Annotated in this window: 15 protein-coding genes; 5 read left to right on the forward strand and 10 right to left on the reverse strand. The window is 71.9% G+C overall.

The window, feature by feature from the left end; translation table 11 throughout:
* Positions 1–66: 66 nt before the first annotated feature.
* Positions 67–1,800 carry a discoidin domain-containing protein gene (locus tag OG245_RS02140; RefSeq protein ID WP_371621828.1) on the reverse strand — a complete coding sequence of 578 codons (1,734 nt, stop codon included), beginning with the start codon at positions 1,798–1,800 and terminating at the stop codon, positions 67–69.
* Positions 1,801–2,149: 349 nt separating this feature from the next.
* Here OG245_RS02140 and OG245_RS02145 point away from each other — a divergent pair, with 349 nt between their 5' ends.
* Positions 2,150–4,342 (forward strand): discoidin domain-containing protein, encoded by a 2,193-nt coding sequence (locus OG245_RS02145; protein WP_371621829.1) that lies wholly within the window; start codon positions 2,150–2,152, stop codon positions 4,340–4,342.
* A 201-nt stretch (positions 4,343–4,543) separates the two neighbouring features.
* On the opposite strand, the gene eno is transcribed toward OG245_RS02145, so the two are convergent.
* A complete protein-coding gene (gene eno, locus OG245_RS02150) occupies positions 4,544–5,848 on the reverse strand; it encodes a phosphopyruvate hydratase (RefSeq protein WP_371621830.1) in 1,305 nt (434 codons plus the stop codon).
* A gap of 201 nt (positions 5,849–6,049) precedes the next feature.
* Between eno and OG245_RS02155 the strand changes: the two genes are divergently transcribed.
* Together OG245_RS02155 and OG245_RS02160 are read left to right on the forward strand one after the other, a co-directional pair.
* The gene (locus tag OG245_RS02155; protein WP_371621831.1) at positions 6,050–6,472 is read left to right on the forward strand and encodes a MarR family winged helix-turn-helix transcriptional regulator; all 423 of its coding nucleotides are present in this window, start codon (positions 6,050–6,052) and stop codon (positions 6,470–6,472) included.
* 322 nt (positions 6,473–6,794) lie between these two features.
* The gene (locus OG245_RS02160) at positions 6,795–7,322 is read left to right on the forward strand and encodes a DinB family protein (RefSeq protein ID WP_371621832.1); all 528 of its coding nucleotides are present in this window, start codon (positions 6,795–6,797) and stop codon (positions 7,320–7,322) included.
* A gap of 33 nt (positions 7,323–7,355) precedes the next feature.
* Here OG245_RS02160 and OG245_RS02165 read toward each other — a convergent pair whose 3' ends face one another.
* The 8 genes from OG245_RS02165 to OG245_RS02200 form a co-directional block, all read right to left on the reverse strand.
* Positions 7,356–9,056: an ABC transporter ATP-binding protein gene (locus OG245_RS02165; protein WP_371621833.1), complete on the reverse strand. Its 1,701-nt coding sequence runs from the start codon at positions 9,054–9,056 to the stop codon at positions 7,356–7,358.
* Between the two features lie 207 nt (positions 9,057–9,263).
* Positions 9,264–11,054 carry an ABC transporter ATP-binding protein gene (locus OG245_RS02170; protein ID WP_371621834.1) on the reverse strand — a complete coding sequence of 597 codons (1,791 nt, stop codon included), beginning with the start codon at positions 11,052–11,054 and terminating at the stop codon, positions 9,264–9,266.
* Between the two features lie 128 nt (positions 11,055–11,182).
* Positions 11,183–12,232 carry an iron-siderophore ABC transporter substrate-binding protein gene (locus OG245_RS02175; RefSeq protein ID WP_371621835.1) on the reverse strand — a complete coding sequence of 350 codons (1,050 nt, stop codon included), beginning with the start codon at positions 12,230–12,232 and terminating at the stop codon, positions 11,183–11,185.
* A 108-nt stretch (positions 12,233–12,340) separates the two neighbouring features.
* A complete protein-coding gene (locus OG245_RS02180; RefSeq protein ID WP_371621836.1) occupies positions 12,341–13,231 on the reverse strand; it encodes an ABC transporter ATP-binding protein in 891 nt (296 codons plus the stop codon).
* A 200-nt stretch (positions 13,232–13,431) separates the two neighbouring features.
* Positions 13,432–14,520, reverse strand: a complete 1,089-nt coding sequence (locus OG245_RS02185; protein ID WP_371621837.1) for a FecCD family ABC transporter permease — start codon at positions 14,518–14,520, stop codon at positions 13,432–13,434.
* Positions 14,517–15,575 carry a FecCD family ABC transporter permease gene (locus OG245_RS02190; protein ID WP_371621838.1) on the reverse strand — a complete coding sequence of 353 codons (1,059 nt, stop codon included), beginning with the start codon at positions 15,573–15,575 and terminating at the stop codon, positions 14,517–14,519. Before OG245_RS02190 ends, OG245_RS02185 begins: the two co-directional genes overlap by 4 nt.
* 90 nt (positions 15,576–15,665) lie before the next feature.
* Entirely contained in the window at positions 15,666–17,033 is a 1,368-nt protein-coding gene (locus tag OG245_RS02195; protein ID WP_371621839.1) for a lysine N(6)-hydroxylase/L-ornithine N(5)-oxygenase family protein, read from the reverse strand.
* 306 nt (positions 17,034–17,339) lie between these two features.
* Positions 17,340–18,059 (reverse strand): NUDIX domain-containing protein, encoded by a 720-nt coding sequence (locus OG245_RS02200; protein ID WP_371621840.1) that lies wholly within the window; start codon positions 18,057–18,059, stop codon positions 17,340–17,342.
* 49 nt (positions 18,060–18,108) lie between these two features.
* Between OG245_RS02200 and OG245_RS02205 the strand changes: the two genes are divergently transcribed.
* Together OG245_RS02205 and OG245_RS02210 are read left to right on the forward strand one after the other, a co-directional pair.
* Positions 18,109–18,873 (forward strand): DeoR/GlpR family DNA-binding transcription regulator, encoded by a 765-nt coding sequence (locus OG245_RS02205; protein ID WP_371621841.1) that lies wholly within the window; start codon positions 18,109–18,111, stop codon positions 18,871–18,873.
* Between the two features lie 245 nt (positions 18,874–19,118).
* Complete coding sequence (locus OG245_RS02210; protein ID WP_371621842.1) at positions 19,119–20,216, forward strand: NAD-dependent epimerase/dehydratase family protein; 1,098 nt, start codon at positions 19,119–19,121, stop codon at positions 20,214–20,216.
* Positions 20,217–20,267 lie beyond the last annotated feature (51 nt).

Genomic DNA, 20,267 nt, shown 5'->3' on the forward strand with positions numbered 1-20,267 from the left:
AGCACGCGAAGGGGCGTCCGGGCGGTGGAGGACCCCACCGCCCGGATGCCGCGGGCGCTCGATGCCCTACTGCCAGACCTTGATGTAGTCGACGCTCATCTTCTGCGGGAGGCGCGTGGTGGCGTCGGGCGGGCCGGGCCAGTCGCCGCCGACCGCGTTGTTGAGGATGAGGAAGAAGTCGTGGTCGAACACCCAGGGCCCCCGGGTGCGCTCCAGCCGCTCCTTGTCGACCGTGTGCGTGACCTGGCCGTCGACCCGGAACGTCATGCCCGTGCTGTTCCAGTCCACGGCGAAGGTGTGGAAGCCGTCGGCGAAGTCCGCGCCCCCGGGCAGTGAGTAGGGGGCTCCGTACCCGGCCGCGCCGTGGTACGCGGGGGCGTGCAGCGTCGAGTACGTCGTGTTCGGCTCCTTGCCGACGTGCTCCATGATGTCGATCTCACCGGTGTAGGGCCACGGGCGCCCCTTGTCGAAGTAGTCCGCGCCCAGCATCCAGAACGCGGGCCACAGCCCCTGCGTGCCGGAGACCTTGATGCGCGCCTCGACCCGGCCGTAGGTGAACTGGAACGTGCCGTGGGTGTTGAGCCGCGCCGAGGTGTACTGGCACGTCGTGCTGCCGCTCAGCGGGTCGGGCGGGCAGGCCGAGCCGGGCGTCGGTTCGCGGCGGGCCTCCAGGACGAGGCTGCCGTTGCCGTCCTGGGCGGCGTTCTTGTTCTCGGTGTAGTACTCCAGCTCGTTGTTGGGGCCGGGGCCCGTCTCCGGGACCCACTTCGCGGGGTCGGGCGTCGCACCCGCGGGGCCGTTGAACTCGTCGCTGAAGACCAGCCGGTCGTACGTGGGGTCCGCGGGCAGCGGCGGTGCGGGGACGGGCGCTCCACCGGTGCCCCAGACCTGGAACTCCCAGAGCGAGTAGCCGTACGCGCCGCTGCGCTGGGTGGCGTACAGGCGTACGTGCCGGCCGGTGCCGCTGACGTCGAGCGTCTCCTTGAAGCCCGCGCCCGACGTGGTCTCGTGGATCGTCGTCCAGTCGGTCCCGTTGTCGGAGACCTCGATCCGGTAGGCCCTGGCGTGGGCCGGGTCCCACTGGAGGACGATCCGGCCGATCTCGGCGCGGGCGCCGAGGTCGACCGCGATCCAGCCCGGGTCGGTCCAGCCGCCCTCGGGGCTGGTGGCCCAGCGGCTGGCGGGGTCGCGGTCGAACGCCTTGTCCGGGGAGCACTCCCAGCAGGTGCCGTCGTGCTGGGAGGTCGAGGCGGAGCCGGCCCTGCCGTAGGAGAGCAGGACCTCGTCGCCGGGGTCGGTGCCGCCGGCGGTGGAGTAGACCTGGAACTCGTGGAGGGAGTAGCCCCAGGGGGTGGCGCGCTCGGTGCCGTGCATCCGGATGTAGCGGCCGGTTCCGGAGACCGTCAGCGTCTCGACGCCGCCGGCGCCCGTCGTGGTGGAGTGGATCGTGGTCCACCGCTGTCCGTCGCCGGAGACTTCGAGGCGGTAGCCCTTGGCGTACGCGGCCTCCCAGTCGAGGACGACCTGCCCGATCGAGGTGCTCGCGCCCAGGTCGACGCGGAGCCACTCGTCGTCGGCGAAGGCGCTGGACCAGCGGGTGGCGCGGTCACCGTCCACGGCGGCTGCCGCACCGAAGGGGCCTTCGGTGCTGGAGGCGGTGGCCGGCTTGCCCTGGGAGACGAGAGAGGCAGCGGCGGCGGCACGTTCCGGGGCCACGGCCGCCGAGAGGGTCAACAGGAGGGCCACGACGGCCATGACCGCCAGGGCGCCGCGCGACCGTGGCGTTCCACGGGCTTCCATGTGAACTCCTTGTGCTGTGAGGGGATGAAGCCGAGAGAGCGCTCCCCCGCCCTGGGGAGAGTGGCGGGCAGCCGGTGAACCGTCAAGACTTCCGGCGCAGTTGGTTCGGTGGACCGGGGGCGGGCACCGGACGCCGCCCACCCCGATGCCCGGTCAACTGCCCCGCCGCTTTCAGGAGATGAAACATCGGGCCGCTCGACCGGCCCGGCACGGCTTCCCTGTGCACAACTCTTGACGTGACGGAAACACGGGAGAATCATTCGGCTACCGAGAGAGCGCTCTCTCCCTTCGTGGGGAGCGCCCGCACCTGTCCTCCGCTCACCCGCCCGACCTTTCAGGAGATGCACACATGTCCGTTGCCCTCGTCAGACCCTCGCGGCCCCCGGCGGCCGCATCCCACCGCCGGCGCACCCTGGCCCTCGCCCTGGTCACCACGCTGGTCGCGGCGCTGCTCGCGGCCCTGCAGACGGCTCCGGCGCAGGCCGCTCCCGTCCTGCTCTCGCAGGGCGGCGCGGTCACCGCGTCGAGCCAGGAGAACGGCGGCACGGCCGCGGGCAACGCCGTCGACGGGGACGGCGGGACGCGCTGGTCCAGCGCGTTCTCCGACCCTCAGTGGCTACGGGTCGACCTCGGCTCCCCGGCCGCCCTCAGCCGGGTCGAACTCGCCTGGGAGGCCGCGCACGCGAAGAGCTACCGCATCGAGCTCTCGTCCGACGGCACCACCTGGACGACCGCCTACAGCACCACCACCTCCACGGGCGGCAACGAGACCCTCTCCGTCTCCGGCGAAGCCCGCTACGTGCGTCTGACCGGCACCGAGCGGGCCACCGGATACGGCTACTCACTCTGGGAGTTCAAGGTCTTCGGCACCCGTGACGGCGGCGGCGGACCGGAGATCCCGGGCGGCGGCGACCTCGGCCCCAACGTCCATGTCTTCGACCCGTCCACGCCGAACATCCAGGGCAAGGTGGACGAGATCTTCCGGCAGCAGGAGGAGGCCCAGTTCGGCAGCGGCCGGCACGCGCTCCTCTTCAAGCCGGGCACGTACAACAACCTCAACGCGCAGATCGGCTTCTACACGCAGATCGCGGGTCTCGGACTGAACCCGAACGACACCACGTTCAACGGTGACGTGACCGTGGACGCGGGCTGGTTCGGCGGCAACGCCACGCAGAACTTCTGGCGTTCGGCGGAGAACCTGACCCTGAACCCGGTCAGCGGCACCAACCGCTGGGCGGTCTCCCAGGCGGCCCCGTTCCGCCGGATGCACGTCAAGGGCGGACTCAACCTCGCACCCGACGGCTACGGCTGGGCCAGCGGCGGCTACATCGCCGACAGCAAGATCGACGGCCAGGTCGGACCCTACTCCCAGCAGCAGTGGTACACCCGCGACAGCTCCGTGGGCGGCTGGACCAACGCGGTCTGGAACATGACCTTCTCCGGTGTGCAGGGCGCGCCCGCGTCCAGCTACCCGAATCCGCCGTACACCACCCTGGACACCACCCCGATCTCGCGCGAGAAGCCGTTCCTGTACCTCGACGGCGACGCGTACAAGGTCTTTGTCCCCGCCAAGCGCGTCAACGCGCGCGGTGTGTCCTGGGACGGCGGCACCCAGCAGGGCGAGTCCATCCCGCTGAACCGCTTCTACGTCGTCAAGCAGGGCGCCACGGCCGCGACGATCAACGCCGCGCTCGCCCAGGGGCTGAACCTGCTGTTCACGCCCGGCGTCTACCACATCGACCGGACCATCAACGTGAACCGGGCGAACACGGTCGTGCTCGGCCTCGGGCTGGCCACGATCATCCCGGACAACGGCGTCACCGCGATGAAGGTCGCCGATGTCGACGGGGTGAAGCTCGCGGGCTTCCTCATCGACGCGGGCCCCGTCAACTCGCCGACGCTGCTGGAGGTCGGACCGCAGGGCGCGTCCGCCGACCACTCGGCGAACCCGACGTCGCTGCAGGACGTGTTCGTGCGGATCGGCGGCGCGGGCCCCGGCAAGGCGACCACGAGCATTGTCGTCAACAGCGACGACACGATCATCGACCACACCTGGGTCTGGCGGGCCGACCACGGCGAGGGCTGGGGCTGGGAGACCAACCGGGCCGACTACGGCGTCCGCGTCAACGGCGACGACGTCCTGGCCACCGGCCTGTTCGTCGAGCACTTCAACAAGTACGACGTGGAGTGGTACGGCGAGCGCGGCCGCACGATCTTCTTCCAGAACGAGAAGGCCTACGACGCACCCAACCAGGCCGCCATCCAGAACGGGAACACGAAGGGCTACGCCGCCTACCGCGTCGACGACTCGGTCGACCAGCACGAGGGCTGGGGCATGGGCAGCTACTGCTACTACAACGTCGACCCGACCATCATCCAGGAACACGGCTTCAAGGCCCCGGTGAAACCCGGCGTGAAGTTCCACAACCTGCTCGTCGTCTCGCTCGGCGGCAACGGCCAGTACCAGCACGTCATCAACAACGTCGGGTCCCCCACCTCGGGAACGTCGACGGTCCCCTCGACCGTCGTCAACTTCCCCTGACCCGGGCCTCTTCGGTCCGGACCCGGTGACCCGGGAGCGGAGGGACGGTCCGGTGTCCGGCGGCCCGGACCCGACCTCCGCGAACGGAGGGCGGCCTCCGGCGGAAGCAACTGTCCGCCGGAGGCCGCCCGTTCAGCACAGGAGAGGCCGCCCGTTCCGCACTGGAGGGGCCGCCGGCGGAAGCCGGCCTCCCCCGTTCGGCTAGCGGGAGCGGGACAGCAGCGCCCCGCCCGCGTACTGCGCCGAAGCGCCCAGCTCCTCCTCGATCCGGATGAGCTGGTTGTACTTGGCCGTGCGATCGGAACGGGACAGCGAGCCCGTCTTGATCTGGCCGCAGCCCGTAGCGACGGCCAGGTCCGCGATCGTGGTGTCCTCCGTCTCGCCGGAGCGGTGGGACATCACGGCGCTCCAGCCCGCACGACGGGCGGTGGCGACCGTGGCGAGGGCCTCGGTCAGGGTGCCGATCTGGTTGACCTTCACCAGGACCGAGTTGCCGACGCCGGTACGGATCCCCTCGCGCACCTGTGCCTCGTCGGTGCAGAACACGTCGTCACCGGTGAGCTGGCAGCGGTCGCCGACACGGGCGGTCAGCTCGCGCCAGCCGTCCAGGTCGTCCTCGGCCATCGGGTCCTCGATGGAGACGATCGGGTACGCGTCGATCAGCTTGACCAGGTAGTCGACCTGTTCGGAGGCGACGCGGCGCACGCCCTCGCCCGCGTACACGTACGCGCCGTCGCGGAAGAACTCCGACGAGGCCGGGTCCATGATCAGGCCGATGTCCGCGCCGGGACGGTAACCGGTGCGCTCGACGGCGCTCATGACGAAGTCGAGCGCCTCCTCCGCCGTGCGCAGCGCGGGTGCGAAGCCGCCTTCGTCGCCGACGCCGGTGGCGTGTCCGGCGGCGAGCAGGTCGCGTCGCAGGGTGTGGAAGATCTCGGAGCCCATCCGGACGGCTTCCGCGAAGGTCTGCGCGCCCACCGGCGCGATCATGAACTCCTGGAAGTCCAGCGGATTGTCGGCGTGCGCGCCACCGTTGATGATGTTCATCATCGGCAGCGGGAGCAGGCGGGCGTCGGCGCCGCCGAGATAGCGGTAGAGCGGCTGGCGGTGGGCCGCCGCCGCGGCCTTCGCGGCGGCGAGAGAGACCCCGAGGATCGCGTTCGCGCCGAGCCGCGACTTGCCGGGCGTGCCGTCGAGCGCGACGAGCGCGGCGTCCAGACCCGCCTGGTCGTCCGCGTCACGGCCCACGACCGCGGCGGCGATCTCCTCGTTGACGTGGGCGACCGCACGATCGACGCCCTTGCCGTGCCACTGCCCGGCGTCCCCGTCGCGCAGCTCCACGGCCTCCCGGGCACCCGTGGACGCGCCGGAGGGCACCGCCGCACGGCCGAGGGAGCCGTCGGCGAGCCGGACGTCGGCCTCGACGGTGGGGTTTCCCCGGCTGTCGATGATCCGGCGGGCGGTGACGGACTGGATGACGGTGGGCTCAACTGCCTTGAGGGCCATGCGAGGTCCTTCCGAAGTCACATGCCGCGGCACTCTTGCGACTACGCCGGCGCGAGCCGCAGCCGACGCAACTCTACAGCAATGCTGTTCAGATGTGCTGTTCAGACTGACTGCTTAGCCTTGCTGTTCAGCTGTGCTGCCCAATTCCGCTTCGCAGGCCACCTGCGGGAGCCCGCTGACGATCGCGGGTTAAAGTGCCCTATGCCCACCCCGGATCCCGCCACCGCCGCCGCCGACCTGCGCATCGCCATGGGCAAACTCGCGCGGCGCGTGAAGCAGGAGGACCGGATCCCGCACGGCCAGGTCGCCGTTCTGGGCGTCCTCGACCGGGACGGCGCCATGACCACCAGTGATCTCGCGGCGGACCAGCGCGTGCGCCCCCAGTCGATGGCCCGCGCGGTCGGACTCCTCATGGACCAGGGCCTCATCGTCCGCCGGCCGCACCCGACGGACGGCCGCAAGTCCCTCGTCGACCTCTCCGAGGTGGGGCGGGCGGCACTGGAGGCGGAGCGCGACCGCCGTGCCGACTGGCTCGCCCGGGCCATCGACCTCGAACTCGACGAGGACGAACAGGAGACGCTCGCGCGGAGCGCCGCCCTGATGGAACGGCTCGCCGCGTACTAGCGAACGCGCGCATGGCTGGCGGGTGGGACCTCGAAGAGGTCGACGGGGCCTCGGTACTCACGTGCGAGCCCGGGATGCGGTCTGCGGTCTGCCGCTGCGACAGCAGGCCGGCAGCCACTTCCCGAGAAGCCCCGGAACCGGTATCCGTAAGACATGACCACTCCGGATAGCAATCCGCGGCCGGCCCGCGACTCGTACGCGGCATGGGGGATCCTGACCGGAGACTCGGCAGAATGTCACCTCCCGGCTGCGCGGTGGCGGTGGCCCCCGGACCGCGGGAAAGTGCGTTGTCGGGGGCGTTCGGGTGTGCCAGGGTCGCCCGGTGAACGCTTCGCGATGTGACCTTCTGCGCCGCCAGTTCGACCTGACGTGGTCGCTCTTCGAGTACCACCTGGAGCGGCTCGGCACCGAGGACTTCCTCTGGCGGCCGACGCCGTTGTGCTGGACGGTGCACCTGGGGGCCGACGGGCGGTGGATGCCGGACGGGGCGGAGACGGAGCCCGACCCCGTTCCGGTGCCGACGATCGGCTGGCTCAGCTGGCACATCGACTGGTGGTGGAGCACGACCGTCGAGCACTCCCTGGGCCGCACGCCCCGGGACCGGGAGGACGTCGCGTGGCCGGGCGACGCCGAGGGGGCCATCGGCCGGCTGCGTGAGCTCCGGGAGCAGTGGCTGGGGGTGCTGGACGGCCTTGACGACGCGGCTCTCGACGCCGCCGCACCGTCTCCCTGGGGGCAGGGGCCGGACCACACCGTCGCGGACACGGCCGCCTGGGTGAACGCCGAGCTGATGAAGAACGTCGCGGAGATCGGACAGCTCCGGATGTTGCGCGCGGCGTCCTCTGACTGACCGGGCAGCCGCGGCGCCGACCGCCGTCCGGGTTCACCTGGCCACGGCCCGGCAGTAGGCCTCGTCGCCGGCGAGAAGGTTGCGGTGGGTGCCCTCGGCGGTGACGACGCCCCCGTCCAGGACGAGCACCCGGTCCGCGGCGTCCAGGAGCGCCGGACTGCTGGTCATCACCAGAGTGGTGCGGCCTCTGCGCAGCTTCGCGACGTTGCGCGCGATGAGCTGCTCGGTGACCGCGTCGACGGCCGTCGTGGGGTCGTGCAGGACCAGCATCTCGCTGTCGGCGGCCAACGCGCGGGCCAGGGAGAGACGTTGGCGCTGGCCGCCCGAGAGGTTCGCGCCCCGGTCGCGTACCACGTGGTCGAGCCCCTCCCGGTACAGAGCGACGACATCGGTGAGCATGGACGCCTCGACGGCCTCCGTGATCGTCCGGCCGGTGCCCGCCGGGTCGATGTTCGTGCGGAGGGTGCCGGCGAAGATCTCCCCGTCGTACGGGTTCACCAGCAGGTGTTCGCGGACGGCCTCGATCGACAGGTCGGCGATCTCCCGGCCGCCGACGCGCACCACTCCCCCGTACGTGTGGGGAGCGGCGTTCACCGCGAGGACGGAGGCGAGGTCGGCCGCCGCTCGCGGCTGATAGGCGGCGATCGCCACGAACTCACCGGCCGCCACCGAGAACGTGACCCCCTGGAGCGTCCCGTGGCGTACGCCCTCGACCTCCAGGCTCCCGCCGGGCTCCGGGTGCCCGGTCCCCGGTGTCGACACCGGCCGCGCGGCGAGGACCAGAGCCATGCGCTCGGCCGAAGCACGGGCCATCATCACGTACTTGGGCATCTCGGCGAACAGCCTGAGCGGTTCCATGATGAACTGCGCGAGGCCCACGGCCATGACGAGTTCGCCGATGGTGATCCGGCCCTCGAACGCCAGCAGGCCGGCCGTCAGCGAGACGGCCGCGGCGAGGACCGCGTTGAGGGCCAGCGCGGTGCCCGCGTAGGCGCCGTTCACGCGGGCGACGGTGATCGCCTGGCGCTTCGCGTCCGTGCTGAGCTCGCGGTAGGCCCCGAAGGCGGCGTGGTTGCCGCCGAACCCGTGCAGCGGGCGCAGCCCGATGATCAGGTCGGCGACCTTGGCGCCCGCCCGGGCCACCTTGGCCTGCTGTTCCCGCGTACTTGCCCCGATCCGCTTGGACATCACGGCGAGTACCGACAGGATCGCGACGGTCCCCACGATCACCAGCAGACCGAGCCGGAGGTCGGCGAGGGCCAGGGCGACCGACGCGACGGCCACCGCGACGAGCGAGCTGATCAGCAGCGGCACCACCTCGATGATGTCGGCGGTCTGGTCGGCGTCCTCGGTGGCGATGGTCAGGATCTCGCCGGACTTGAGGTCCACGTCCCTGGCCACCGGCTGGAGCCCGCAGGCGGCCACCCGCACCCGCCAGCGGTGCGCCTCGGTGGTGTTGGCCTTCTGCAGCACGCGCATGCCGAACCGCCAGGACAGGGAGACCGTCGTGATGATCACGGCGAGCGAACCGATCGAGACGCCGAGCGATCCGAGGCCGCGGTCCCGCATCGTGTGCTCGACGATCAGTCCGAGCGCGATGGGGAACGCGGTCTCCGCCGCCTGGTACAGGCTCATGAGCACGGTGCCCGCGATCATGGCGCCCTTGTTGCGCCGCAGGGCCGTCAGCAGGATGGCGGCCCCCGGGCGGGGCCGGGTGGTGTCGGAGGTCTTCATCAAGGTGGCGGGCGTTCGCTTCCGGGTTCGCGGGGTGGACGGACGGTTCGCGGATGGTACTGACAGGACCGTACCCGCGGACCGCGGACCCGGCGCCGGCCCCGAAAGCGGCACCGATGTCCGGCACCAGGGTCCGGGCGGTGCCGGCGCGCGGGCCGGGGTGCCGGACGGTCCGGCCGGTGTCGACGAACCCGCGGGTCAGTACAGCTAACTGCCTTCTCGCCACGCGCGCCACAGTCGGGCGTACTGACCGCCCAGCGCGACCAGTTCGCCGTGCGTTCCCTCCTCCACCACACGTCCCGCCGACAGCACGGCGATCCGGTCCGCGGTCATCGCCTGGGTCAGCCGGTGGGCCACGAACAGCGTGGTCCGGCCGGAGCAGGCGGCCAGCACGGCGCGTTCCAGCTCGGCTGCGCCCTCGCTGCCCGCCTCCGCGGTCGACTCGTCGAGCACGACCACCGGAGAGCGGCTGAGCACCAGCCGGGCCAGGGCGATCTGGGCGACCTTGGTGACGTCCAGGCGCTCGCCCCCCTCGCCGACCACGGCGTCCAGAGCACCGGGCAGGAGTTCGGCCCACCCTCCGGCGCCGACCGTGCGCAGCGCGGCCCTGAGCTCGTCGTCGCTCGCGTCCGGCGCGGCGAGCCGCAGGTCGTCGGCGAGCGGACCGGAGAACACGTGGGTCTCCTGGGTCAGGATGCTCACCAGGGCGCGTGCCCCAGCCTCGTCCGTGTCGGCGAGGTCGTGCGTCCCGATGCGCACGGACCCGGCCTGCGGTCTTCCGATGCCGGCGATGAGCGCGGCCAGGGTCGACTTTCCGGCGCCCGTCGCCCCGACCAGGGCGAGCGAACCGCCGGCCGGGATGGACAGGGACACCTCCCGCAGCACCGGTTCCTCGGCCCCGGGATAGGTGAAGGTCAGTCCCTCCACCGTGACCGGGTAGGGCGCGGCCTCGGCGGGCGGTACGGATCCGTCGCCCACCAGCCGCTCCTCGGACGGCTCCTGGAACACGCCGACGAGGCGGGCCAGGCTCGCTCCGGACTTCTGAGCCTCGTCGAAGGTGAACATGATGGCGCCCAGCGGGGTGAACAGGCGGTGGAACATCAGCGGGGCGGCCGACACCTCGCCCAGGGTGGCCGCGTCCGCCTCCAGGAGGGCGTATCCGGCGAGCAGGATGAGGACGAGTCCGATGAACTCGGCCCGGTTCTCCCGGCCGACGAACCGCCCGAAGAAGCGGAACACCTCCACGCCGAGATCGCGCACCCGCCACGACTCGCCGGTGACCCTGTCGCGTACGGCGTTCTCCAGGCGGTACGCCCGGACCGTGTCGATGCCGTTCAGTCCGCTGATCAGCGCCTGGGCTCGGTCGGCCTGGGCCACCCGCTGCCTCCGGTAGAGGGGCGCCGAGCGGGGCAGGTACCAGCGCAGCGCGAGCACGTACGCGGGCAGGGCGCAGGCTCCGGCCAGGCCGAGCCGCCAGTCGAGACCGAACATGCCGATCGTCGCGATGCCGACCAGGACGCCCGCCGAGAACACGGTGGGGACGGCGGTCCTGATCCCTTTGGAGATCACGGCCACGTCGTCGCCGACGCGGGACAGCACGTCCCCTCGGCCGACCTCCTCGACGCGGGCGCTGGGCATCCCCAGCACGGCGCGGACGGCTTCCTCGCGGAGTCGCGCGAGCAGTTCGGCCCCGAGCTTCCCGGTCAGGAACGTGGAGGCCGCGGTGGCCGCGGCGCCGAACAGCGCGGCGGCCACCATCAGGACTCCGACGGTGAGGAGTATCGAGCGCGATGCGCCACCGACCACCCCGTCGACGACCCGGCCGAGCAGCAGCACCGGGAGCACCTGGAGCGCGGCCCCGACCACCGTGGTGAGGACGGTGGAGACCGTCAGCCACGGGGCCCGCCGACAGTGGCCGGCCACCCAGCGGGCGGCCTCGCCCCCGCTCGCCGTGTGCAGGTTCGCCGGGGCGGCGGTGGACGTACCGGTGGCCGTCACACGGAGACCGGATCTCGTCCGGGCACGGGGAGGTGGGTCGTCATCTCTGCTTGGTCGTCATCTCTGCTTGGTAGATATTTCCACTGCCCGGCGTCACTGCCGACCGACGTCTCTGCTGACCGGCCTCTCTACTCGACCGACGCGACGAGCTCGTCGATCGCGTACGGCAGGGAGAGCAGGGTGCCCTGGGACATCGCCGCCCCGACCGCCGGACCCTCGCTGTCCAGCAGGTAGGAGACCTTGCCGTTCTTGACGGCCGGGAGGTTGGTGAACAGCTCGAACTTCTTGAGCGCGTCCGTGTCCGCCTTGTCGTTGATCACGAAGATCTGGTCGACGTCCACCAGATCGACGCGCTCGGGGGAGAGTTCGGTGGAGAAGCCGCCGTCGGCGATCTTGTCGATCTCGGTCTGGTAGGTGAACCCGGTGCCGGTGACGAGCCGTCCGCGCACGTCGGTGGAGGTGAAGGCCGAGATCGAGTCCTTGTACCAGGACAGCGCGACGGCCTTCTTTCCGCCGAACTCGGGGTGGGCCTTCTTCGCGGTGTCCAGCTTCCCCTGGATCTCCTTCACCAGTGCGGCGCCCTCCTTCTCCTTGCCGAGCGCCTTGGCGATGTGCACCGCGTTGTCCTGCCACGGGGCGCTGAAGAGCTCCTTCTCGCCCTTGGTGCGGCCCACGGTCGGGGCGATCTTGGAGAGCTTCTCGTAGGCCGCCTCGTCGACCTCGGAGTAGACCGCGATGATCAGGTCGGGGCGCAGGGAGGCGATCTTCTCGAAGTTGGGGCCCGCGTCGCCGTTCTTCATGACGACCTCGGGACGGGTGTCGCCCCACTGGTCCTTCACCCAGGGCCACTGCGTGTTGATGTCGGGCGTCCGGCCCGCCGGGTTCGGGTACTGGTCGACCATGCCGACCGGCTTGACGCCGAACGCCAGGACGGCCTGGTCGTCGGTGTAGCCGACGGTGACCACCCGCTCGGGGGCCTTGGTGACCTCGGTGGATCCGAACGCGTGCTCCACGGTGACCGGGAACGCTCCGCCGCCCGCCGCCGGGGCGCCGTCGTTCTTCTCGTCCGCCGCGTCGTTGCCGCATCCCGCGAGGAGACCGACGCCGAGGGCGGCCGCGGACACCGCGGCGGCCAGCCGCCGCCACGGCTTCAGAGACGTCGTTCGTTGGAGAGGCATCCGGAATCCCTTGCTTTCGCGCTGTCCACTGCGCCCCGGTACGAGGGCAGCCAGACTGTACCGTGACACCTGAGGCCAGCCTAGCCTTACCCGGGAACTTTCCACTGGTCAGGACGGGTTGAGCCGCCCCTCGGGAGTCGTCGGCCGGTCGGACGCCGCCTGGGGCGGCCGGACGTGCGCCCGGCCGATCGGCACGATGAGCGGCCGGTCGCCCACCGGGTCGTCGATCACCATGGCCCGCAGCCCGAACGCCTCGTGCAGCAGCTCGGCGGTGATCACGTCCCGGGGGTGCCCCTGCGCCAGGACGGCGCCCTCCCGCATGACGACGAGGTTGTCGCTGTAGCGCGTCGCCAGATTGAGGTCGTGCAGCACCATGACCACGGTGCGGCCCGACTCGTGGAGGTCGTCGACCAGGTCGAGTACGTCGATGGCGTGGGCCAGGTCCAGATAGGTGGTCGGCTCGTCGAGCAGCAGCAGATCGGTGCCCTGGGCCAGGGTCATCGATATCCATACGCGCTGGCGCTGTCCGCCGGACAGCGAGTCGACGGACCGGTCGGCCAGGTCCGCCACCCCGGTCATGGCCAGCGCGCGCCGCACCACGTCGGCGTCGTCCGACGACCACTGCCGCAGCCAGCTCTGGTGCGGATGGCGTCCGCGGGCGACCAGGTCGGCGACGGTCAGCCCGTCCGGGGCGACCGGCGCCTGCGGCAGCAGCCCGAGCTTCTTCGCGACGTCCCTGGTCCGGAGCCTGCCGATGTCCTCGCCGTCCAGCACGACGGTGCCGCCGGCCGGCTTGAGCAGCCGGGTCAGGGTCCGCAACAGGGTGGACTTCCCACAGCCGTTGGGGCCGATGATCGTCGTGATCACCCCGGGTGGAATGGCGACGTCGAGCTGGTCGATGACCGGCCGGTCGCCGTAGCCGACGGTGATGCCCCGGGCGGCCAGCCGCGGGACCTCCCCGACGCCGGCATCGGTCCGGGCGGTGAACTGAGCGGCCACAAGCCCCCCTTGTCGAGGTTCGCCTACTTCTGCCATCCAAGGGCTGTCCCGTCATCCCTGGCGGGCGCGCGACGACAGCTACGGCACCTCGCCGCGTTGTCGGAGCATCCCCATACATCCAGTATGCGGACGTCCCTCCGCCTGGCGATGCACCGCATCGGGTGCCGCACGCTGATCCACCAGGGATGGCGGGAAAGCCCTTAGCGGAGGTTCGCCCGTATCAGCAGGTACACCAGGAAGGGGCCGCCGATCAGAGCGGTGACCACGCCGACCGGCAGACCGATCGGCAGGGCCGCTCGGGCCACCAGGTCCGAGCCGATCAGCAGCAGCGCGCCCACCAGGCCGGAGGCGATGACCGGCGGCGTCGGCCACCCGGTCAGCCGCATCGCCACCTGGGGCGCCACCAGCGCGACGAACGGGACCGGCCCCGCCGCGCTCACCCCCACGGCCGCCAGCAGGACCGCGCAGAGCAGCAGGACGGCCCGTACCCGGCGGAACCGTACGCCGAGCCCGGCGGCGACGTCGTCGCCGAGGTGCATCGGCTTGAACGGGAAGGCCACCACGGCCACGACTCCCAGCAGGACGAGCGTGCACCAGAACGCCACCCGCACCTCGTCCCAGGTCCGGTTGTCCAGCGAGCCGACCAGCCACACCTGGGCGCGCGCGACGTCCCGTATGTCGGCAGAGGCCAGCAGCCAGGTCGTGACCGCCTGCATCATGACGGTCACCGAGATGCCGATGAGGATCAGCCGGAAGCCGTCGACGCCGCGCCGCCAGGCGAGGAAGTACACCAGCAGCCCCGTGCCGAGTCCGCCCAGGAGGGCCGCCGCGGGCAGTCCGACGGAGCCGGCCGCCGCGGCGGCGGTCCCGCCCGTCGCCGTCACCAGGAACACCGCGACGGCGCCGGCCCCGGCGGTGATCCCGAGGATGTCCGGGCTGGCCAGCGGGTTGCGTGCCACGGACTGGGTGATCGCCCCGGACACGCCCAGGGCGATCCCCACCACGAGGCCGGCCAGCGCCCGGGGCATCCGGAGGTCCATGACCACGAAGACGTCGACCTGTTCGCCCCGGCCGAAGATGGTGGCGATCACCCGGGAGAGGCCGATGGGGAAGTCCCCGATGCTGATGGAGAGGCAGAAGACCAGGAAGACCGCCGCCGCGAGCACCAGCGTGACCAGGACGAGCCAGGGCCGCCAGACGAACGACACCCGGCCGAGCCGCACACCCGGCGGCATCGACGCTTTCACTCCGCCCTGCGGCATCGACGCTCCCACTTCGGTCCCGTTCATGCGCTCCTGAACTTCCCTCGCCACACCAGGGCCGCGAAGAAGGGCGCCCCGAGGAGGGCGACCACGATGCCCGATTCCAGCTCACCGGGCCGCACCACCAGACGGCCCACGATGTCGCAGACCAGCAGGACGCCGGATCCGAGCAGACCCGCGTACGGCACCAGCCAGCGGTAGTCGGGGCCGGTCAGATACCGGGCCACGTGGGCCACCATCAGCCCGAGGAAGGCGATGGGGCCGCAGGCCGCCGTGGCGGCCCCCGCCAGCAGGGTGACGGCGACGATGCCGATCGTGCGGCTCACCGCGAGGTTCACCCCCAGCGCCCGCGCCACGTCGTCGCCCAGGTTGAGCAGATTGAGGGCGGGCAGCGTGATCAGCGCCAGGACCAGGCCGACCGCCATGAATCCGGTCACCGGCCAGATGACGTCGAATCCGACGCCGGCCACGGAGCCGGCGTTCCAGAACCGCAGCGCGTTCAGGGACTTCTGGTCGGACAGCGCCACCGCCGTGGTCATGGCGGCGAGGAACACGGTGACGCCCTGCCCGGCCAGGGCGAGGGTCAGCGGGTTGCCCGCGCCCCTGCCGAGGCTCGCCAGGCCGAAGACGACGACACCGGCGGCGCCCGCGCCCAGGAAGGCGAACCAGACGTACTGGAACGGGTCGGTGAACCCGAACAGGGCGATGACCGACACCACCGCGAAGGAGGCCCCGGCGTTCACCCCCAGCAGTCCGGTGTCGGCGACGGGGTTGCGCGTGTACCCCTGGATCAGCGCCCCGCCGACCCCGAGGGCCAGGCCCGCCACGATCGCGAGGACGGTCCGGGGCAGGCGGACGGTCTGCACGATGAGCCGGATCTCGGTGAGCTTCTGGTCGGGATCGGGATCCGCGAACAACCCGTACCAGACCTCGCCGGGGCTCAACGCGCGCGCCCCGACGACCAGCGAGACCGTCGCCGAGACCACCAGCGTCACCGTGAGGACGCCCAGCCCCACGACCCGCCGTCGCCGGGTGTCCGTCGTCCCCCCTGGCGCGGGGCGCTCCACTGCGGTGGTGAACATGTCGAGGAACGATATCCCTACGATCGGATCGCTTGCGCTCGGCCCGCCCCGCGGGCGGCCGGGCGGGCCGAGCGCCGAACTCGCCGCGGGTCAGCGGGCGCTCGTCGCTCCGGGCGCCGCTCCGGCGACCGGCCGGGACTCGTCGGAGGTGGACTTGACCCGGCGGTCGAGCAGCGAGTCCAGGATCTCGCCGACCCGTACCGCGGTGTTGGAGAGCAGCGACGTGGTGATGCCGTGGGTGTGCTCCGTACCGCCCTGGAGGTAGATGCCGCAGCGCAGGCCGGGTTCGGTCGCGATCCGGTAGTCGCGCTCCACGCGGACCCGGCCCGCGTCGTCGCGCAGGCAGCGCCCGCCGACCTCGCCGAGGAGGCCGAGCGGATCGGCGGGGCTGTAGCCGGTGGCGAACACCACGACGTCGGCGTCCAGTTCCGACTCCTCGTCGGTCACCAGGGATCTGACGGTGGCGCGGACGCCGTCGGGCTTCTCCTCCACGCCGGTGACCCGGGACACGTTGAGGAAGCGCAGCCGTTCGGTGCCCAGCACCTTCTCCCGGTACATCTGGCGGTAGAGGTCGTCGATCAGGTCGATGTCCACCACGGAGTAGTTGGTGTTGCCGTGGTAGGCCATCAACTGGTTCTTGACCTCCTCGGGTGCGGCGAAGTAGTCGTCGACCGCGTCGGGGTCGAAGATCCGGTTGGCGAAGCTGCTGTCGTCGGCGGGGCTGTAGCCGTATCGGGAGAAGACCGCGCAGACCTCGGCCCCGGGGAACCGCCGGTGGAGGTAGGCGACGTTCTCGGCGGCGCTCTGGCCGGCGCCGACGACGACGAACCGGGAGGGCGGGGGCGAGGCGCTCTCCAGTCCGTCGACCTTGCGCAGCAGGTCGCAGTTGTGCCAGACGCGGTCGCCGCGCCGCACGCCGTCCGGCATGAGGGGGCGCAGGCCGGTACCGATGACGAGGTTGCGGGCCCGGTGGACCGTGAGCACCCCGCCGGACCGGACGGTCACGTCCAGGTGTTCCACGGTTCCGTCGTGGACGTACGGCGTGACGGCGACGACCTCGTGGTCGTAGGAGACCAGGTCGTCGACCTTGGCCGCGGCCCATTCGAAGTAGTCGTGGAACTCCACCCGCAGGGGGAAGAGGTTCTTGTGGTTGATGAAGTCGACCAGGCGGCCCTTGCTCTGCAGATAGCAGAGGAAGCTGAATTCGCTGGCCGGGTTGCGGAGCGTCACCAGGTCCTTGAGGAAGGACACCTGCATGGTGGCGTCGTCGATGAGCATGCCGCGGTGCCAGCCGAAGCCCGACTGCTGCTCGAAGAAGTGGGCGGTGACCGAATCCTGCCTGCCGACTTTGCTGTTGTGCTCGCTGAGCGCGATCGCCATGGCCACATTGGACGGGCCGAAGCCGATGCCGATGAGGTCGTGGACCGGTGGTGTGTCGCCAGGAAGAACCTGTGACATGTCACTCCCATCGTCTGGGAAAGCCGCCTGTCAGGCGTGAGGGGAAGGGCTCGAACGGCGGGCATGCCGACGGGGCCGCCCACCACAACTTAGGTGAGCCTAAGCTCACTAACTCGCCTTGTCGATAGGGCACATGAGGCGACAGACCGCTGGTGGACAGTCACTTCTGGCTCAAAATAGGCGGCGCAGGCGCCTCACGGACGACATACCCCGGCCACCCCACCGCGGCCGTCGCATGCCCACGGCCGGCCGTCGCCGGAGTGCGGCCGAATGCGTGCCACCGGTCCGCGGCGGAGGGCGGCGGCCTCAGCGGTCGTCCGCCGCCGGAGCGAACGGCCCGTCCAGAGCAGCCCATTGCAGCAGCAAAATGGTCTTGCCGTCGACGATGCGCCCGTCGCGGGTCATGGCGAGGGCCGCCTCGAAGGGCAGCTCCAGGACTTCGATGTCCTCGCCGTCCTCCTCCAGACCGCCGCCGGGCCCGGTCCGGTCGGCCGGGGTGTAGGGGGCGGCGAAGAAGTGAAGACGTTCGGTGACGGAACCGGGGCTCATGTAGGCCGCGAGGACGCGGGTGAGCGGGCCGAGGGCGACACCGAGCTCCTCGGCGCTCTCGCGCCGGACGGCGGCGGGCGGGTCGTCCGCGTCGAGCAGCCCCGCGGCCGCTTCGACGAGCATGCCGTCGGGGTGGTCGTTGACGTAGGCGGGGTAGCGGAACTGCCGGGTGAGCAGCACTCGGCCGCGCGCGGCGTCGTAGGGCAGGACGACGGCGCCGTCGCCCCGGTCGTACGTCTCACGCTCCTGGGCCTCCCAACGGCCGTCGCGGCGGCGGCGGTCGAAGGTGGTGCGCCGCAGGACGTGCCAGCCCCGCGAGGTGAGTTCGACGTCGCGGATCACGACGTCGCGATTGCGGTCCAGGCCGCGTCCGGCCCGGTCGAGGCCCGTACGGCCCCGGTGGTCGGGGGCATCGATGCCGGGGCGGCCGGTCGCACGGCCCCCCGCGGAAGGCGGTGAGGAATCTCGGTCGGTCATGGGCGGCTACACTACCGGCAGAAACGTGCAAGAACAGGAGGGAGTGCGCATGCTGGCTGCTGAACGGCGCGACCATCTGCTCGGCCTCCTCGCCCGCGAAGGCAAGGTCGTCGCCAAGGACGTCGCCGCCGAGCTGGGAATCTCCGAGGACAGCGTGCGGCGCGACCTGCGCGACCTCGCCGGCGACGGCCTGTGCCAACGGGTCTACGGCGGCGCCCTGCCCGCGTCGCCCGCGGTGGCCGACTACGCGGCACGGCGGACCGTCGCCCCGGACGGCAAGCGGAAGGTCGCGGCGGTGGCCGCCGGTCTGGTACGGCCGGGCGGTTCGGTGATCCTCGACGGCGGCACCACCGCCCTCGCCGTCGCCCGCGCGCTGCCGCGGGACCTCGCCTGCACCGTGATCACACACAGCCCGACGATCGTCGCGGCGCTGCTCGACCACCCGCGGGCGGAGCTGTTCCTGCTCGGCGGCCGGATCTTCAAGCACTCCGCGGTCGCCTTCGGAGCCGCCGCCGTCGAAGCGGCCCAGAACGTCTCCGCCGACCTCTGCCTGCTCGGCGTCACCGGCGTACACCCGGAGGTGGGGCTGACCACCGCGGACGCCGAGGAGGCGGCGATGAAGCGCGCCCTGTCCACGCGGGCGGCGGAGACCTACGTCCTGGCCTCCGCCGAGAAGATCGGCACGGCGTCCCGGTTCCGCGTCCTGCCCTGGGAGAAGGTCAGCGGGCTGATCACCGACGCCCACGCCCACGCCACGGTCCTCGAACAGCTCGGGGCGCTCGGCGTGGAGATCCTGCCGGCCGGCGACCGGTGACCGCGCGGCGGCCGGGCGGTCCGGCCACCCTGATCAGCCCACCGCCGTCGCGTCGCCCCAGCCGAGGGGATGCGGTCCGGCGCCTTCGTCCGGCTGCGGGGCCGGCGGCTCGCCGCCCGCCCGGTTGAAGTCCGGCCCCCGGACAGCGCGTGCGGTGACCGGCCCCCCGGACACGTCCTTACGGACCCGTGACGTGTGCGCGCCGCGCCCGGCACCGCGGGTCGCCGGGCCCTAGCGTGGCGGTCATGCGCGTACTGGTCACCGGCGGAGCCGGGTTCATCGGATCACATGTCGTCGCCGCACTCGCCGCGGCCGGGCACGAGAGCGTGGTGCTGGACGCCCTGCTGCCCTCGGCCCACCCCGGCGGCACGCCGCCGGAGCTGCCGGGCGACCGGGTCGTCGTCGGGGACGTCCGGGACCGGGAGGCGGTGGCGGACGCGCTGGCCGGCGTGGACGCCGTGTGCCACCAGGCGGCCATGGTCGGCCTGGGCAAGGACTTCGCGGACGCCCCGCTGTACGTGGGGTGCAACGACCTCGGTACGGCGGTGCTGCTGGCGGAGATGGCCGCGGCCGGGGTCCGGGACCTGGTGCTGGCCGGGTCGATGGTGGTCTACGGCGAGGGGCGCTACGCCTGCCCCCGGCACGGCACGGTCCGCCCCGGGCCGCGCGCGGAGGCCGATCTGCGGGCGGGCGACTTCGAGCCGCGCTGCCCGGACTGCGGGGCGGAACTGACGCCCGGCCTGGTGGCCGAGGACGCTCCCGCGGACCCGCGGAACGTGTACGCGTCGACCAAGCTGGCCCAGGAACACCTGGCCGCCGCGTGGGCTCGGGCGACGGGCGGCCGGGCGGTGTCGCTGCGCTACCACAACGTGTACGGGCCGGGGATGCCGCGCGACACCCCGTACGCCGGTGTCGCCTCGTTCTTCCGCTCGGCCCTGGCGCGCGGTGAGGCGCCCCGCGTCTACGAGGACGGGGGCCAGCGGCGCGACTTCGTCCACGTCCACGATGTGGCGGCGGCGAACGTCGTGGCCCTGGAGGCGGTACGGGAGCGGCGGCCCGCGTCCTTCGCCGCGTACAACACGGGCAGCGGCGATCCGCACACCATCGGGGAGATGGCCGCAGCCCTGGCCGGCGCGTACGGCGGGCCGGACCCGGTGGTGACCGGGGAGTACCGCCTCGGGGACGTACGCCATGTCACGGCGGACTCGCGGGCGCTGCGCGAGGAGTTGGGCTGGCGGCCCCGGGTCCCGTTCGCCGGGGGGATGCGGGACTTCGCGGCGGCCCCGCTGCGCGGTGCGGGTGGCCGCCGGGAGGAGAGCGCCGTCACGCTGTCGGGAGCGTGACGGGGAGCACCGTCGCGCTGTCGGGAGCGTGACCGGGGACGCCCCCGTACC

The sequence above is a fragment of the Streptomyces sp. NBC_01116 genome (genome assembly GCF_041435495.1).
Classification (GTDB): Bacteria; Actinomycetota; Actinomycetes; order Streptomycetales; family Streptomycetaceae; genus Streptomyces.